Below are 15,364 nucleotides of genomic sequence, written 5' to 3'. Positions count from 1 at the left end.
GATGGGTGCGGGACGCGAGGGCGCCCCGCACAAGGTTACTGGCTCCGCGGACGCCCTCTTACTGGCGGATGGCCCAGCCCCGCTCCCGCAGGGCCGCCGTCAGGACCGGTGCCGCCTTCGGCTCCACCATCAGCTGCACCAGACCGGCCTGCTGCCCGGTCGCGTGCTCGATGCGGACGTCCTCGATGTTGACGCCGGCCATCCCCGCGTCCGCGAAGATGCGGGCCAGCTGGCCGGGCTGGTCGTCGATGAGGATGGCCACGACCTCGTACGCCCGCGGAGCGGAGCCGTGCTTGCCGGGGACGCGGACCTGGCCCGCGTTACCGCGCCGCAGCACGTCCTCGATGCCGGCGGTGCCCTCACGGCGCTTGGCCTCGTCGGAGGACTGCAGGGCGCGCAGGGCCTGGACCGTCTCGTCCAGGTCGGCGGCGACGTCGGAGAGCAGGTCGGCGACCGGGCCGGGGTTCGCGGACAGGATGTCGATCCACATGCGGGGGTCGGAGGCGGCGATCCGGGTCACGTCCCGGATGCCCTGCCCGCACAGCCGTACCGCCGCCTCCTCGGCGTGCTCCAGGCGCGCGGCGACCATGCTGGAGACCAGGTGGGGCATGTGGGAGACGAGGGCGACGGCGCGGTCGTGGGCGTCCGCGTCCATGACAACCGGAACGGCCCGGCAGTGCGAGACCAGCTCCAGGGCCAGGTTGAGGACCTCGGTGTCGGTGTCCCGGGTGGGGGTGAGCACCCAGGGGCGGCCCTCGAAGAGGTCGCCGGTCGCGGCCAGCGGGCCGGACTTCTCGCGGCCCGACATGGGGTGGGTGCCGATGTAGCAGGACAGGTCGAGGCCGAGCGACTCCAGCTCGCGGCGCGGGCCGCCCTTGACGCTGGCGACGTCCAGGTAGCCGCGGGCCACGCCCCGGCGCATGGCGTCGGCGAGCACTCCGGCCACGTGCGCCGGCGGGGCCGCAACGATCGCGAGGTCGACCGGGCCGTCCGGGGCCTCGTCGGTGCCGGCGCCGAGCGCGGCCGCCGTACGGGCCTGCTCCGGATCGTGGTCGGCGAGGTGGACGGTGACGCCGCGCTGGGCGAGGGCCAGGGCCGCGGAGGTGCCGATGAGCCCGGTTCCGATGACGAGTGCGGTTCTCACTGGGCGATGTCCTTGCGCAGGGCTGCCGCGGCGCCGAGGTAGACGTGGGCGATGTCGGCGCGGGGTTTGTCGGACTCGATGTGCGCGAGGACGCGGACGACGCGGGGCATGGCGCCCGCGATGTCCAGCTCCTGGGCGCAGATCAGCGGCACGTCGACGATGCCGAGCTTGCGGGCCGCGGCCGCCGGGAAGTCGCAGTGCAGGTCGGGCGTGGCCGTGAACCAGATGCTGATCAGGTCGTCCGTGGTCAGGTCGTTCCGCTCCAGGATGGCGGTGAGCAGGGCACCGACCTGCTCGTCCATGTGGCCGGCCTCGTCCCGCTCCAGTTGGACGGCCCCCCGGACCGCTCGTACCGCCACGGCGCTGCTCCTTGCTGACGTGCGTATCGGCTCTTGGCCCATCCAGCCTAGTCAGACCACATCCGGCCGGTGCGTGGTGCCCGCCGGCTGAGACGGCGGGGACGTCGGCCCCGACATCACCCGAGAACACTCCCGTGCGCCTCTGGACGCGGGGGCGCCGGTCCGCTCTGATGGCAAGCAAGCCCGCCTCGGGCAAGGCCCCGCATGAAGCGTCCCGGACCGCTGCTCACCCTTCACGCGGGCCTGCTGCTCGGCCTGTTCATGCTGACCCTGAACGCGACGACGGGGACGAAGAACGCTTCGTCGTCGTACCGCGAGGAGTCCCCCGCCCCTACGGCGTCGCCCCCGAGGACGACGACCCCGCCGCCCGGCCCGACGCCGTCGCGGACACCGGTGCGCGACGCCGACTACGCCGGCCGCACCGACGACGACGCGGCCGCGGTCGCCGTCTCGGTGCGGAACGGCAGGGCGATCGCGTACTTCTGCGACGGCCGCGCCAAGGAGTCGTGGCTGAAGGGCGACGTGAAGGACGACGGGAGCATGAAGCTCACCGGCCGTCACGGCACCGAGCTGGACGGGAAACTCCAGGAGGGCCGGCGGATCCGCGGCACGGTCGACATCGACGGGGGGCACTTCGCGTTCACGGCCGACAAGGCGGTCAAGCCGTCCGGGCTGTGGCGGGCGACGGCCACCGTGCGCGGCGCGAAGATCGACGGCGGCTGGATCGTGCTGAGGGACGGTCGGCAGGTCGGCCTCCTCGACCGCGACGGCAAGCCGTCGGCGGCGCCCCGCATCGATCCAGTGACCGGCGCGGTGACGGTCGACGGACAGCAGCTCACGGCTCGCCCCGTGACCCCCTGAAACCCCCTGAGGGAGCCGACCATGACCGTCGACCCGAACGCCGCCACCCAGGGCTTCCCCGCGCCCCGGCAGCCCGCCCGGCGCCGCCCGCACCCCGCCCGCTACCTCGTCCCGGCCCTCGTGGCCGCCGCCGTGGCGGTCGCCCTCGGCGTGTACGGCAAGGTGCACCATCCGACGGGCACCGCCTTCAACCTGGCCGGGTTCAGCAGCACGGGCGCGGTGAAGTCGTGGCTGGCGTCGACCGCCTTCTTCTTCGCTCTCGTCCAGCTGGTCTCGGCGTTCATGGTGTACGGCAGGCTGCCCGGGCCGCGCTGGGCGCCGGCGCTGCACCGCTGGTCGGGCCGGGCCGCCTTCCTGGTGGCGGTGCCGGTCGCGGTGCACTGCCTGTACGCACTGGCTATCAGTCGTACGAAACGCGCATTTTGTGGCACTCTCTCCTGTGTTGCTTCTTCTTCGGCGCCTTCAGTGCAAAGATGCTGTTGCTCCGCTTGGAGCGCCTCCCCGGCTGGCTGCTGCCCGTCGTCGGCGGACTGGTGTTCGCCGTGCTCACGGCCATCTGGCTGACGTCCACCCTCTGGTTCTTCCGCACCTTCGGAGTGACGACATGACCCACCCCTCGACGCGGCGCACGGTTCTTGCGACGGGCGCAGCGGCGCTCGTCGCGGCGGGGTGCAGCAAGCACGGCGACGACAACAACTCCTCGAAGGCGTCCCCGTCCGCGAGCGCCTCCGGCGGGCAGGTGCTGGCGAAGACGAGCGACATCCCGGTCGGCGGCGGCAAGGTCTTCACGGACCAGAAGGTCGTGGTGACCCAACCGACGAAGGACGAGTTCAAGGCCTTCTCGGCGATCTGCACCCACCGGGGCTGCACGGTGAACAAGGTCGCGGACGGCACCATCGACTGCCCCTGCCACGGCAGCAGGTTCCGCATCGCCGACGGCTCGGTGGCCGGCGGCCCGGCGCCGAGGCCACTGCCCGCGGAGCAGATCGAGGTGGAGGGAAATTCGATCCGCCTGGCATGAGGATCCGCGTACGCTCCCGGGCATGCAGCCCGAGGACCTGGTGCGCGACCACACGATCTACGCCTGTGTCATGGGTTCGCGGGCCTTCGGTCTGGCGACGGACGACAGCGACACGGACCGCCGTGGTGTGTTCGTCGCCCCCACACCCCTGTTCTGGCGCTTCGAGAAGCCGCCGACGCACGTGGACGGACCGCTTCAGGAGCAGTTCAGCTGGGAGCTGGAGCGCTTCTGCGAGCTGGCGCTGCGCGCGAATCCGAACATTCTGGAGTGCCTGCACTCCCCGCTGGTCGAGTACGCCGACGACACGGGCCGTGAACTGCTGGCCCTGCGCGAGGCGTTCCTGTCCCGGCAGGTGTACGAGACCTTCACGCGCTACGCCCTCGGCCAGCACCGCAAGCTCGACGCCGACGTCCGCACCCGCGGCGCGCCGCGCTGGAAGCACGCGATGCACCTGCTGCGCCTGCTGACGAGCGCCCGGGACCTGCTGCGCACGGGCCGGCTGACCATCGACGTGGGCGACGAGCGCGAGCGCCTGCTGGCGGTGAAGCGCGGCGAGGTCCCGTGGCCCGAGGTCGAGTCCCGGATGACCCACCTGGCGACGCAGACCGAGGCGGCGTTCCACCGCACCCCGCTCCCCGAGGAGCCCGACCGCCGACGCGTGGCGGACTTCCTGCTCCGTGTCCGCCGCGCCTCAGCCCTCCAGGCGGACCCGGACGACGAACACGTGCAGGACGTCGCACGCCCCCGGCGCGTCGGGCAGATCTGAGACGCCCCGCAGGTCCACATCCGAGTCCAAGGCCGGTGTCCAGGCGACGATCACGCCTCAGCGTCCCAGAGCGCTCCCAGTGCCAGCAGCTCCCCTCGGTACTCGATGCGGTCCGCCCACTGCGCCGGCCAGGCCTCCGCCCCCAGGCACGCGCGCCAGCGAAGGCGCCCGCCCCGGCGCAAGCCCCTGGAGATCGCCCCTAGAGGTCGACCTCCTTCATCAGCATTCCGACCTCCGTGTTCGACAGGCGGCGCAGCCAGCCCGACTTCTGGTCGCCCAGGGCGATGGGGCCGAAGGCGGTGCGGACCAGTCTGTCGACGGGGAAGCCGGCCTCCGCGAGCATGCGGCGCACGATGTGCTTGCGGCCCTCGTGGAGGGTGACCTCGACGAGGTAGTTCTTGCCGATCTGCTCGACGACACGGAAGTGGTCGGCGCGGGCGTAGCCGTCCTCCAGCTGGATGCCGTCCTTGAGGCGCTTGCCCAGGTCGCGCGGGATCGGGCCGACGATGTGCGCGAGGTAGGTCTTCCGCACGCCGTACTTGGGGTGGGTCAGGCGGTGCGCCAGCTCGCCGTGGTTGGTGAGCAGGATGACGCCCTCGGTCTCGGTGTCGAGCCGGCCGACGTGGAAGAGCCGCGTCTCACGGTTGGTGACGTAGTCGCCGAGGCACTGGCGGCCCTCCGGGTCCTCCATCGTGGAGACCACACCCGCGGGCTTGTTCAGCGCGAAGAACTGGTACGACTGGGTCGCGACCGTCAGGCCGTCGACCTTGACCTCGTCCTTCTCCGGGTCGACCCGGCGGCCCTGCTCGGTGACGATCTCGCCGTTGACCTCGACCCGGGCCTGCTCGATCAGCTCCTCGCAGGCGCGCCGGGAGCCGTACCCCGCGCGTGCGAGCACCTTCTGCAGCCGCTCGCCCTCCTGCTCGGCGCCCGGGAAGGTCTTGGGCAGCTTGACGTCCTTCTTGCCCGCGTACCGTGCCCGGTTGCGCTCCTCGATCTGCACCTCGTACTCGCGAGGGCGCGCCGGGGCCGTACGGCCGCGTCCGCCGCGCTGCTGCGGGGACTGCTTGGGGCCGCCCTTCGCGCCGCCGCGGGCCGCGTCCCCGCGCGCCGCGCCGCCACGCCCGGACTTCGGGCCGTCCTTCGTGGCGCCGGGGCCCACGTCGTAGCGGCGCTCCTCGGGGCGGGGCTTGCGGGGGCGGCCCTGCCCCTGCCTGTCGTCCCTGCTGTTGCCGGCACCGCGGTAGTTTCCGCGCCCGCCGTGTCCGCCGTTCCTGCCGCTGCTTCGCATCAAAGTTCCGTCTGGTCGTCTACGTCGTCGGTACCCGGCCTCACCGGGGTTCCCGGCGCATCGTCATCAGGCGCGTCCGGGTCGAACGACAAAGCCCCTTCCTGGGTCTCGGCCTCGATCGCCTCGGCCTCGGGGAGGAAGGGCGCGAGCTCCGGGAGCTCGTCCAGACCGCGCAGGCCCATCCGTTCCAGGAAGTAGTTCGTCGTCCTGTACAGGATCGCACCTGTTTCGGGTTCCGTGCCCGCCTCCTCGACCAGACCGCGCTGCAGCAGGGTGCGCATCACGCCGTCGCAGTTCACGCCGCGGACCGCGGAGACGCGGCTGCGGCTGACCGGCTGGCGGTAGGCGACCACCGCGAGGGTCTCCAGCGCGGCCTGGGTGAGCCGGGCCTGCTGGCCGTCCAGGACGAAGCCCTCGACGGCGGCCGCGTACTCGGGCCGGGTGTAGAAGCGCCAGCCGCCCGCGATGAGCCTGAGCTCGAAACCCCGGCCCTGCACGGTGTACTCGTCGGCCAGCTCGCGCAGCGCGTCCGCGATCTGCCGCCGGGGCCGCTGGAGTATCTTCGCCAGGTGCTCCTCGGTCGCGGGCTCGTCCACGACCATGAGGACGGCCTCCAGGGCGGGCTTGAGGTCGAGGTCGGCGACGGTGCGCAGCCCCGCCGGTACGTCGGTGGTCTCCTCGCTCACGCCTTGTCCTCCTTGGACTTCTTGGGCTCCTCGGGCGGTCGGTCGAACTCGTCCGTCACCATCGGCGTCTCGTCCCCGTCCCCGCCGGTCCAGCGCACGACCAGCTCGCCGAGCGCCGTCTCCTGCTCCAGCGCCACGGCCTTCTCGCGGTACAGCTCCAGTAGTGCTAGGAAGCGGGCTACGACGGTGAGCGTGTCGTCGGTGTCCTCGACCAGCGCCTGGAAGCTGGCCTCGCCCAGCTCCCTCAGCCGCGCGACGACGATCCCGGCCTGTTCCTGCACGCTGACCAGGGGCGCGTGGATGTGGTCGACGTACACCTGCGGCTTGGGCTTGGGCTGCATCGCCTTGACCGCGAGCCTGGCAAAGCCCTCCGCGCCGATGCTGATGACGACGTCGGGCAGCAGCTCGGCGTGGTGCGGTTCCAGGCCGACGGTACGGGGGTGGCGCCGGGCCTCCTCGTCGAGGCGGTGGCTGAAGATGTCGGCGATCTGCTTGTACGCCCGGTATTGCAGCAGGCGGGCGAACAGCAGGTCCCGGGCCTCAAGGAGCGCCAGGTCGGCCTCGTCCTCCACCTCGGCGGCGGGCAGCAGCCGGGCCGCCTTGAGGTCGAGCAACGTGGCCGCCACGACCAGGAACTCGGTCGTCTCGTCCAGGTCCCAGTCCGGCCCCATGGCCCGGATGTGCGCCATGAACTCGTCGGTGACCTTCGACAGGGCGACCTCGGTGACGTCGAGCTTGTGCTTCGAGATCAGCTGGAGGAGGAGGTCGAAGGGGCCCTCGAAGTTCGAGAGGCGGACCTTGAAGACGCCATCACCGGGTTCGGCTTCCTCGGGCTTCGGCTGCGGAGCGCCCTCGGGTGCCGGCTCGGGCTCCGCTTCCGGCTCCGGAACGACGACCGCGAGTTCCGGCTGAGGAACCATGACCTCGGCATCCGGCTCCGCAACGACGACCTCGGCCTCGGGTTCCGGCTCCGGCTCCGGCTCCGGCTCTGAAACGACGGCCGCCGGTGCCGGCTTCGCAGGAGCCGGAGGATCAGCAACGGGCGGTGTCTCCGTCGGCGTGGGAGCGGCCACCGGCGCCGGTTCATCCAGCGGAGCCACCCGCGGAGCGCCCGGCCCCCGCCCCAGCCCCAGCGCACGCCGACGGCTGGCGGAGGCGCCGGGGGCGGGAACGTCGTTCGAGGTCATGGCCCCCGCAGGCTACCGCTACCGCCCGCGCAGCCGTCGTACGAGGATGCTGGCGTCCCCGCGGGTCTCCAGATCCGCGAGCACGACGGCGACCGCCTCGCGGACGATGCGCCCGCGGTCGACGGCCAGCCCGTGCTCGCCCCGGAGCACCAGGCGGGCGTGCTCCAGGTCCATGAGCTCCTCGGCGGACACGTACACCGTGATCTTCTCGTCGTGCCGCTCCCGGCCGCTGGGCCGGCGGGCCGTGGCCCGGCCGCGCTTGCGCGGCTGCTGCGCGGCGGCCGAACCTTCCTGCGCCCCCTGGCGCCGCCCGGAGCGCTCCGCGGCCGCGCCCCGGCTGCGGGACTCGCCGGCGTCGGCCGCTTCGGCGTCGGCCGCGACGTGCTCCGCGCCCTCGCCGTCACCGCCCTGCGCGGGCACCGACTGCGGCGCGTCCTCCGCCGAGGCGACCGCCGGGTCGCTCTCCCCCGCGGGAGCGGGCACCCGGGCCTCGCCGTTGGCCTGGCGCCTGGGAGTTGACGCCTGCAGCGCCATTCCCCCTGTCGTACGGAACAGTTCGTCGGCCCCCGGCAGACTCACTCGGCGTGACACCGGGCGAGCACCTCCCTGGCGAGCTGGCGGTAGGCGGCGGCGCCGACGGAGTTCGAGGCGTACGTGGTGATCGGCTCACCGGCGACGGTGGTCTCCGGGAAGCGGACCGTGCGCCCGATGACCGTGTGGTAGACGTGGTCGTCGAACGCCTCGACGACCCGCGCGAGTACCTCGCGGCTGTGCACGGTGCGCGAGTCGTACATCGTGGCGAGGATCCCGTCGAGCTCCAGCTCCGGGTTGAGCCGCTCCTGGACCTTCTCGATGGTCTCCGTCAGCAGCGCGACACCGCGCAGCGCGAAGAACTCGCATTCCAGGGGCACGATCACCTTGTGCGCGGCCGTGAGGGCGTTGACGGTGAGCAGGCCGAGCGAGGGCTGACAGTCGATCACGATGTAGTCGTAGTCCGGCAGCAGCGGCTTGAGCGCCCGCTGGAGCGTCGACTCGCGCGCGACCTCGCTCACCAGCTGGACCTCGGCGGCCGACAGGTCGATGTTGCTGGGCAGCAGGTCCATGTTGGGGACCGCGGTCTTCAGCAGGACCTCGTCCGCGGACATGCCCCGCTCCATGAGCAGGTTGTAGACGGTGAGGTCGAGCTCCATGGGGTTGACGCCGAGGCCGACCGACAGCGCGCCCTGCGGGTCGAAGTCCACGAGCAGCACACGGCGGCCGTACTCCGCGAGCGCGGCGCCCAGGTTGATGGTCGACGTTGTCTTGCCGACGCCGCCCTTCTGGTTGCACATCGCGATGATCTTCGCGGGGCCGTGGTCGGTCAGCGGACCCGGGATCGGGAAGTACGGCAGCGGACGTCCGGTCGGACCGATGCGCTCACGGCGCTGGCGGGCCGCGTCGGGCGCGAGCGTGGCCGCGTACTCGGGGTCGGGTTCGTACTCGGCGTCGGGGTCGTAGAAGTGCCCCTCGGGCAGTTCGTCGTAGTCGGCGAAGTGGTTGTGGGGCACGCCACTTCCGTCGCCGGCCATGGCGTTCACGTGATGGCCATCCATGCTCTGGTGTGCTGTCCGAGTCGCCTGCGGACTCTGGTGGGCTGCGAAGGTGCGCACAGCAACGGAGCCGACAGCCTCGAATCCCGCGGGACCCCGGCCCCGTGCAGGCATTCCTGGTTGACCACCCCCGGGAGAAAATGTCGACTCATTCACAAGTCGTCTTACCTCCTTGGTGACCAGGAAACTTCTAGACAGGTCAGCGTGGCACCATGCCGACGGTTGGCGACTCTATGGCGTGTCGGCGGTCCGCAGCAACACAATCCGCCGGACCCGGCCCGATGTGTCGGCAATGAAACATCCCTCTGTCAAGGGCGTACGACCGTCGCACGGCAGGTTTCACCGGTGCGTGAATCGGTCGAAGGGTTACGTTCGAGGCGAGTTGACCGAGCGTGACGAAGTGACCATACACACATCCGGCCGGACCTCGTCGGGCAAGGTCCGGCCGGGTGTGCTCTGTTGACGACACGTGTTGACGTATCGCCTTTTGCTGACTGATGACTTGGCGGACGCTCCGGTCGGCGGATCAGCCGAGCAGGGACTCCAGCTCCACGTGCTCCAGGCCGTGCGCCTCCGCGACCTCCTTGTAAACGACCTTGCCGTCATGGGTGTTGAGGCCCTTGGCCAGTGCAGGGTCGCGGCGCAGCGCCTCCACCCAGCCACGGTTGGCCAGTTCGACGATGTACGGCAGCGTGGCGTTGGTGAGCGCGTAGGTGGAGGTGTTGGGCACCGCGCCGGGCATGTTGGCGACGCAGTAGAAGACCGACTCGTGGACCCTGAAGGTCGGCTCGGCGTGCGTGGTCGGGTGGGAGTCCTCGAAGCAGCCACCCTGGTCGATCGCGATGTCGACAAGGACACTTCCCGCCTTCATCCGGGACACCAGCTCGTTGGTGACCAGCTTCGGGGCCTTGGCACCCGGGATGAGGACGGCGCCGATGACGAGGTCGGCGTCAAGGCAGGCCTTCTCCAGCTCGAAGGCGTTGGAGACGACGGTCTGGATCTTCGTACCGAAGATCTTGTCGGCCTCCTTGAGCTTGTTGATGTCCTTGTCGAGCAGGGTTACGTGGAAGCCCATGCCGATGGCGATCTGCGCGGCGTTCCAGCCGGAGACACCGCTGCCGATGACGACCGCCTTGGCGGCCGGCACGCCCGGGACACCGCCGGGCAGCACGCCGCGGCCGCCGTTCGCGGCCATCAGGTGGTAGGCGCCGACCTGCGGGGCCAGGCGGCCGGCGACCTCGGACATCGGGGCGAGCAGCGGCAGGGTGCGGTTCGGCAGCTCGACGGTCTCGTAGGCGATCGCCGTGGTGCCGGACTCCAGGAGGGCGTCCGTGCACTCCTTGGAGGCGGCCAGGTGCAGGTAGGTGAAGAGGATCTGGTCCTTGCGGAGGCGGTGGTATTCCTCGGCGATGGGCTCCTTGACCTTCAGCAGCAGGTCGGCGGTGGCCCAGACCTCGTCCGCGGTGTCCAGGATCTGCGCACCGGCCGCCACGTACTCCTCGTTCGGGATCGAGGAGCCGACGCCGGCGTTCCGCTCGACGACGACCTGGTGGCCGTTGCGTACCAGCTCGTGCACGCCGGCGGGGGTGATGGCCACCCGGAACTCGTTGTTCTTGACCTCGCGGGGAATGCCGACCTTCACGTCGATCACGGTCCTTGGCTCAGAGAATGTGGGGCAATACAACACGTACCCCGGCATGCAGGGGCATACCAGGAGACACCGCAGGAGAACGAGCGGTAGAGCCAGTCTAATGAAGGCGTTCCAGCTGTCTAGCCTTTCATTGCATCAATCTTCAGCGGATGCGCTACGGATTTCGCAGGCGTTAGCGTCGTGTTCCGGGCCTGGATCGCTCTCCTGGAGCTCATTCCCCAGCATGCGCTCGGCCGCCCCGCGGTGCAGGCCCGCGGCCGCCGGGTCGCCCAGCCGCTCCAGGGTGTCGGCGAGCCGCAGCTGCAGCGCGGCCTGCAACCGGACGTCCTCGGCGCGGCGCGCCCACTCGACGGCCTCCTGGCAGGTGCGCAGCGACTCCGCGGGCCGTCCCGCGTACTCCTGGACCCGCGCCAGCTCGCTCAACGCCCGGGCGTGGGCGGCGACATCGCCGTTCCTGCGGTGCGCCGCGATCGCCGCGCGCCAGTTGCGCAGGGCCTCCCCGTAGCGGCCCGCGTAGGTGTGCGCGGTGGCGATACGGCCGTACAGCCGGGCCGCGTCCGCCCGCTCGCCGCGGGCGAGGCGCTGGGCCAGGGCCCGGCCGAACCAGTCGGCGGCCCGGTCGTGATCCCCGAGCTCCTGGTGGGCGCCGCCCACGGATTCCATCGCGCGGCCGGTCGCGTACGGGTCGTTCGCTTCCCGTCCGGCGTCCAGCGCGGCCCGGTAGCGGGCCAGCGCCTCCGTCGTCCGGCCGGTGCGGGCGTCCAGGTCGGCGAGGTTCAGCAGGGCGGCGGCCTTCTCCCGGGGCAGGTTCTGCCGCTCGGCCACGTCGAGGACGAGGCGGTGGATGCCGTACAGGTCGCCCGCGGCGGCCTGGGTGCCGACGTGGGCGACCATCGCCCGCACGAGCTGCGACATCAGGCGGCGCGCGAGGGTGTCCAGCTCCCCGTCGGCGACCGCGAGCCGGGCGGCGGCGAGCAGGGCGGGCCGGCGCACGCGCAGCCAGTCGGCGGCCACCCGCGGGTTGGGAAAGCGCAGGGCCGGGGGCAGGCTCTTCAGCTTCTCGCGGGTCTCGGGGCTGTCGGTCTCCGTGATCGCGCGGCAGGACTGCAGCAGCCGTACGGTCCGCTCCAGCATGCGGGCGCGGGCCAGCTGCAGCTCGGCGGGGCGGTCCTGGGTCTCGGCGAGGGACCGCAGCAGCGGGTGCAGGCAGCCGGGGACCTCGTAGCGCGGCAGCGGCGCGGGCACGGCCCGCAACAGGCCGAGGGCGACAAAGTCGTCGAGGGTGGCGTGGGCGCGGTCGACCGAGCAGCCGACGAGGGCGGAGGCGGTGTGCGGATCCACGTCGCCGGCCGGGGCGAGGGCGAGCAGGCGCAGCATCCGGGCGGCGGGGCCGGGCAGGGAGGCGTGCACGAGCCGGAAGACGCGGCTGAGCGGGCTGCCGTCGTCGGGGTCGGTGTGCAGGTGCTTGGCGAGGTCGGCGACGGCCGCCTTGGGGCGGGCGGCGAGCCAGCCGCCGGCCAGGGTCAGCGCGGCGGGCTGGCCCTGGCACACCTCGACGAGCCCCTCGGCGGCGCGCGGGTCGACGGTGATGCGGACCGGGTCGATGTGCCGGGACAGCAGCTCCACAGCGGACTTGGTGTCGAGCCCGCCCAGGGTGCAGGGGCGGACGTCCGCGATGCCGGTGAGCGGGCCCTCGGCGACGGCGACGACCAGGCAGTCGGCGTTCTCCGGGAGCAGCGCGTCGACCTGCTCGGCGCCGGCCGCGTCGTCGAGCAGGAGCAGCGTCCGGCGGTCGGCGAGGGCGGCCCGGAGGGCTTCGGTCAGGTCGTCCCCGGCGGCGCCGGGCGGGGTCGGCAGTTCCAGGGCGGTGAGCAAGTCGCGGGCGGCGCGCTCGACCGGCACGGGCGTGCCGTCGGGGTCGGTGAGCCGGGCGCGCAGCACGCCGTCCGGGTAACGGTCCGCGACCTGCCGTACCAGCTCCTCGGCGAGCGCCGTACGGCCGGAGCCGGGCCTGCCCGCGATGAGGAGCACGCGCGCGCGGGGGGCCTTGCGGCCGGAAAGGGTGTCGAGGCCGGCGCGCTCGATGTCGGCGCGCAGATCCTTCAACTCCCGTGTGCGGCCCAGGAAGCAGCTCTTCGCGGCCGCGGGGAACCGGTCGTCCGCGGACAGGTTCACGCCACCTGCGTCCACCGCCTGATCCGTCACGGGCCACACTCCCGTCCCACCGCACGCGCAAGCCCGCCGGGACTCCGGTCCGGGCGTTTCCAGAGCCTAGTTCACGCTCTGCGACGTCCCGGGTGGAGCACGGCGGACACGTCGCCCGATCGGATCAGGCGATCGTCACACTGGAGGGGGGAGGGGCGTTCTCAGGACTCGAAGGGGCGCGCGGGCCACGGCGCCTCGGCCGGGCGCAGGGCGTCCAGCCCGGCGCCCTGCCGCGCCGCGAGAAGCGCGAGGACGCCCACGACCAGGCAGTTGTTGTGCAGGTCGCCCGCGAGTACCCCACGCACGAGCTCCTCGACCGGTACGCGCGCGATCTCCAGATCGGTCTCCTCGTGCTCGGCCTCGAAGCGCTCACCCTCCGCCTCGGACAGGCCGCGGGCGAGGAAGATCCGCACGGCCTCGTCGCAGCCGCCCGGGGTCGTGTACACGTCCGTCAGGACGCGCCAGTCCTCGGCCTTGACGTGCGCCTCCTCGTACAGCTCCCGCTGGGCGGCGTGCAGCGGGTTCTCGCCGGGCACGTCGAGCAGGCCGGCCGGGATCTCCCACAGCTTCTGCCGCACGGGGTGGCGGTACTGGCGGATGACCAGGACGCGGTCGGCGTCGTCGAGGGCCAGGACGGCCACGGAGCCGGGGTGCACCTGGTAGTCGCGGCGGACCACGCTGCCGTCGGGCATGACCACGTCGTCGGTGCGGACCGAGGTCTTGTTCCCGACGAACGGGGTCTCCGTCGCCCGGATCTCCCACTCCTCGGGGGTGTCCTTGATCGTCATGCCCTGTCCTTCCACACGTGCACAGAGAAAAGCGGGGGTGCGCACCTTTGAAGGTACGCACCCCCGCCACCGTACAACTGGTGTGTTACTTGGAATTCTTCCGCTCGACCGCGGCCTTCACCAGGCCGGCGAACAGCGGGTGCGGACGGGTCGGGCGCGAGCGCAGCTCGGGGTGCGCCTGCGTGGCGACCAGGTACGGGTGGACGTCGCGCGGGTACTCGACGTACTCGACGAGCTTGCCGTCCGGCGAGGTGCCGGAGAAGACGATGCCCGCCTTCTTCTCCAGCTCGGCGCGGTAGGCGTTGTTCACCTCGTAGCGGTGGCGGTGGCGCTCCTCGACGTACTCCTTGCCGTCGTACACCTCGCGCACGATCGAGCCCTCGGCCAGCTTGGCCGGGTACATGCCCAGGCGCATCGTTCCGCCCATGTCGCCCTCACCGGCGACGATGTCGAGCTGCTCGGCCATGGTGGAGATGACCGGGTGGGCGGTGGCCGGGTCGAACTCGGTGGAGTTGGCGTCCGTGATGTCGGCGAGGTTGCGCGCGGCCTCGATCACGATGCACTGCAGGCCCAGGCACAGGCCGAGCAGCGGGATCTTGTTCTCGCGGGCGTAGCGGATGGCGCCGACCTTGCCGAGCACGCCGCGGTCGCCGAAGCCGCCCGGGATGCAGATGCCGTCGACGTCGGCGAGCTGCTGCTTGGCGCCGGCCGGGGTCTTGCAGTCGTCGGAGGTGACCCACTTGATCTTCACGCGGGCCTTGTTCGCGAAGCCGCCCGCGCGCAGCGCCTCGGTGACCGACAGGTAGGCGTCGGGCAGGTCGATGTACTTGCCGACCAGGGCCAGGGTGACCTCGTGCTCGGGGTTGTGGACGCGGTCGAGCAGGTCGTCCCAGGTCGTCCAGTCCACGTCGCGGAAGGGCAGGTCCAGCTTGCGCACGACGTAGGCGTCCAGTCCCTCGGAGTGCACGACCTTCGGGATGTCGTAGATCGAGCGGGCGTCCGGGCAGGCGACGACGGCGTCCTCGTCGACGTCGCACATCAGGGAGATCTTCCGCTTGATCGCGGTGGGGACCTCGCGGTCGCAGCGCAGCACGATCGCGTCCGGCTGAATACCGATGTTGCGCAGCGCCGCAACCGAGTGCTGGGTCGGCTTCGTCTTCAGCTCACCCGAGGGGCCGATGTACGGCAGGAGCGAGATGTGGACGACGAAGACGTTGTCGCGGCCGACCTCGTGCCGCACCTGGCGGACCGTCTCCAGGAACGGCAGCGACTCGATGTCGCCGACCGTGCCGCCGACCTCGGTGATCACGACGTCGACCTCGTCGGTCGCCATGCGGCGGATGCGGTGCTTGATCTCGTTGGTGATGTGCGGGATGACCTGCACCGTGTCGCCCAGGTACTCGCCGCGCCGCTCCTTGGCGATCACCGTCGAGTACACCTGGCCCGTGGTGACATTGGCGGTGCCGTCCAGGTCCCGGTCGAGGAAACGCTCGTAGTGCCCGATGTCCAGGTCGGTCTCGGCGCCGTCGTTGGTGACGAACACCTCACCGTGTTGGAAGGGGTTCATCGTGCCCGGGTCGACGTTCAGGTACGGGTCGAGCTTCTGCATCACGACGCGCACGCCCCGGGCCTTGAGCAGCATGCCGAGGCTCGAGGCCGTGAGACCCTTGCCGAGAGAGGAGGCGACACCCCCGGTGACGAAGATGTGCTTGGTCGTCGTGGATTTGGGCGGCATGGGCAAGAGGGGGCTCCCGTGGTCGCGGTCTGGAGGGCGGTGCGGCTGTCCGGCCCGGAGAATCCGGGCTTTTCCGGGTTC

Annotated in this window: 14 protein-coding genes and 2 pseudogenes; 4 read left to right on the top strand and 12 right to left on the bottom strand. The window is 71.5% G+C overall.

What is annotated here, in order from left to right:
- Positions 1–58: 58 nt before the first annotated feature.
- Complete coding sequence (locus ABZV31_RS33165) at positions 59–1,144, bottom strand: prephenate dehydrogenase (protein WP_355900571.1); 1,086 nt, start codon at positions 1,142–1,144, stop codon at positions 59–61.
- Complete coding sequence (aroH, locus tag ABZV31_RS33160) at positions 1,141–1,503, bottom strand: chorismate mutase (protein ID WP_355900570.1); 363 nt, start codon at positions 1,501–1,503, stop codon at positions 1,141–1,143. The genes ABZV31_RS33165 and aroH overlap by 4 nt, the downstream gene beginning before the upstream one ends.
- A gap of 204 nt (positions 1,504–1,707) precedes the next feature.
- Here aroH and ABZV31_RS33155 point away from each other — a divergent pair, with 204 nt between their 5' ends.
- The 4 genes and pseudogenes from ABZV31_RS33155 to ABZV31_RS33140 all read left to right on the top strand — a co-directional run bounded on the left by ABZV31_RS33155 (position 1,708) and on the right by ABZV31_RS33140 (position 4,151).
- A complete protein-coding gene (locus tag ABZV31_RS33155; RefSeq protein WP_355900569.1) occupies positions 1,708–2,364 on the top strand; it encodes a hypothetical protein in 657 nt (218 codons plus the stop codon).
- 21 nt (positions 2,365–2,385) lie between these two features.
- A pseudogene (locus ABZV31_RS33150) lies at positions 2,386–2,972 on the top strand (DUF6529 family protein).
- Positions 2,969–3,385, top strand: coding sequence for a Rieske (2Fe-2S) protein (locus tag ABZV31_RS33145; RefSeq protein WP_355900568.1), 417 nt, complete (start codon positions 2,969–2,971; stop codon positions 3,383–3,385). Before ABZV31_RS33150 ends, ABZV31_RS33145 begins: the two are co-directional and overlap by 4 nt.
- 22 nt (positions 3,386–3,407) lie before the next feature.
- On the top strand, positions 3,408–4,151 hold the full coding sequence (locus ABZV31_RS33140; RefSeq protein ID WP_355900567.1) for a nucleotidyltransferase domain-containing protein: 744 nt from the start codon (positions 3,408–3,410) through the stop codon (positions 4,149–4,151).
- A gap of 50 nt (positions 4,152–4,201) precedes the next feature.
- Here the strand turns inward: ABZV31_RS33140 and ABZV31_RS33135 are convergent.
- The 10 genes and pseudogenes from ABZV31_RS33135 to ABZV31_RS33090 all read right to left on the bottom strand — a co-directional run.
- A pseudogene (locus tag ABZV31_RS33135) lies at positions 4,202–4,320 on the bottom strand (ADP-ribosylglycohydrolase family protein); the annotation flags it as partial.
- A 30-nt stretch (positions 4,321–4,350) separates the two neighbouring features.
- Positions 4,351–5,442 (bottom strand): pseudouridine synthase, encoded by a 1,092-nt coding sequence (locus ABZV31_RS33130; protein ID WP_355900566.1) that lies wholly within the window; start codon positions 5,440–5,442, stop codon positions 4,351–4,353.
- The gene (gene scpB / locus ABZV31_RS33125) at positions 5,442–6,128 is read right to left on the bottom strand and encodes an SMC-Scp complex subunit ScpB (protein WP_355900565.1); all 687 of its coding nucleotides are present in this window, start codon (positions 6,126–6,128) and stop codon (positions 5,442–5,444) included. The genes ABZV31_RS33130 and scpB overlap by 1 nt, the downstream gene beginning before the upstream one ends.
- Complete coding sequence (locus ABZV31_RS33120; protein WP_355900564.1) at positions 6,125–7,315, bottom strand: segregation/condensation protein A; 1,191 nt, start codon at positions 7,313–7,315, stop codon at positions 6,125–6,127. Before ABZV31_RS33120 ends, scpB begins: the two co-directional genes overlap by 4 nt.
- An 18-nt stretch (positions 7,316–7,333) precedes the next feature.
- Positions 7,334–7,906 carry a hypothetical protein gene (locus ABZV31_RS33115; RefSeq protein WP_355900563.1) on the bottom strand — a complete coding sequence of 191 codons (573 nt, stop codon included), beginning with the start codon at positions 7,904–7,906 and terminating at the stop codon, positions 7,334–7,336.
- Positions 7,891–9,018 carry a ParA family protein gene (locus tag ABZV31_RS33110; protein ID WP_355900562.1) on the bottom strand — a complete coding sequence of 376 codons (1,128 nt, stop codon included), beginning with the start codon at positions 9,016–9,018 and terminating at the stop codon, positions 7,891–7,893. The genes ABZV31_RS33115 and ABZV31_RS33110 overlap by 16 nt, the downstream gene beginning before the upstream one ends.
- Before the next feature lie 412 nt (positions 9,019–9,430).
- Positions 9,431–10,555 (bottom strand): alanine dehydrogenase, encoded by a 1,125-nt coding sequence (gene ald / locus ABZV31_RS33105; protein WP_355900561.1) that lies wholly within the window; start codon positions 10,553–10,555, stop codon positions 9,431–9,433.
- 135 nt (positions 10,556–10,690) lie between these two features.
- Positions 10,691–12,760, bottom strand: coding sequence for a tetratricopeptide repeat protein (locus tag ABZV31_RS33100; RefSeq protein WP_355900560.1), 2,070 nt, complete (start codon positions 12,758–12,760; stop codon positions 10,691–10,693).
- A gap of 161 nt (positions 12,761–12,921) precedes the next feature.
- Positions 12,922–13,548 (bottom strand): NUDIX hydrolase, encoded by a 627-nt coding sequence (locus ABZV31_RS33095; RefSeq protein ID WP_355900559.1) that lies wholly within the window; start codon positions 13,546–13,548, stop codon positions 12,922–12,924.
- Between the two features lie 85 nt (positions 13,549–13,633).
- Complete coding sequence (locus ABZV31_RS33090) at positions 13,634–15,283, bottom strand: CTP synthase (RefSeq protein WP_355900558.1); 1,650 nt, start codon at positions 15,281–15,283, stop codon at positions 13,634–13,636.
- Positions 15,284–15,364 lie beyond the last annotated feature (81 nt).

It is taken from the genome of Streptomyces sp. NPDC005202 (assembly GCF_040608235.1).
In the GTDB taxonomy this organism is placed as follows: Bacteria; Actinomycetota; Actinomycetes; order Streptomycetales; family Streptomycetaceae; genus Streptomyces.
Note: the sequence above shows the minus strand (reverse complement) of the source record. Positions and strands in the feature narration are given on the sequence as shown.

What these genes read in the sequence shown, in the direction of transcription:
- ABZV31_RS33155 (WP_355900569.1), top strand. Translation starts at nt 1,708, where the DNA reads ATGAAGCGTCCCGGACCGCTGCTCACCCTTCACGCGGGCCTGCTGCTC.
- ABZV31_RS33145 (WP_355900568.1), top strand. Translation starts at nt 2,969, where the DNA reads ATGACCCACCCCTCGACGCGGCGCACGGTTCTTGCGACGGGCGCAGCG.
- ABZV31_RS33140 (WP_355900567.1), top strand. Translation starts at nt 3,408, where the DNA reads ATGCAGCCCGAGGACCTGGTGCGCGACCACACGATCTACGCCTGTGTC.
- ABZV31_RS33130 (WP_355900566.1), bottom strand. Translation starts at nt 5,442, where the DNA reads ATGCGAAGCAGCGGCAGGAACGGCGGACACGGCGGGCGCGGAAACTAC.
- ABZV31_RS33120 (WP_355900564.1), bottom strand. Translation starts at nt 7,315, where the DNA reads ATGACCTCGAACGACGTTCCCGCCCCCGGCGCCTCCGCCAGCCGTCGG.
- ABZV31_RS33110 (WP_355900562.1), bottom strand. Translation starts at nt 9,018, where the DNA reads ATGCCTGCACGGGGCCGGGGTCCCGCGGGATTCGAGGCTGTCGGCTCC.
- ABZV31_RS33095 (WP_355900559.1), bottom strand. Translation starts at nt 13,548, where the DNA reads ATGACGATCAAGGACACCCCCGAGGAGTGGGAGATCCGGGCGACGGAG.
- ABZV31_RS33090 (WP_355900558.1), bottom strand. Translation starts at nt 15,283, where the DNA reads ATGCCGCCCAAATCCACGACGACCAAGCACATCTTCGTCACCGGGGGT.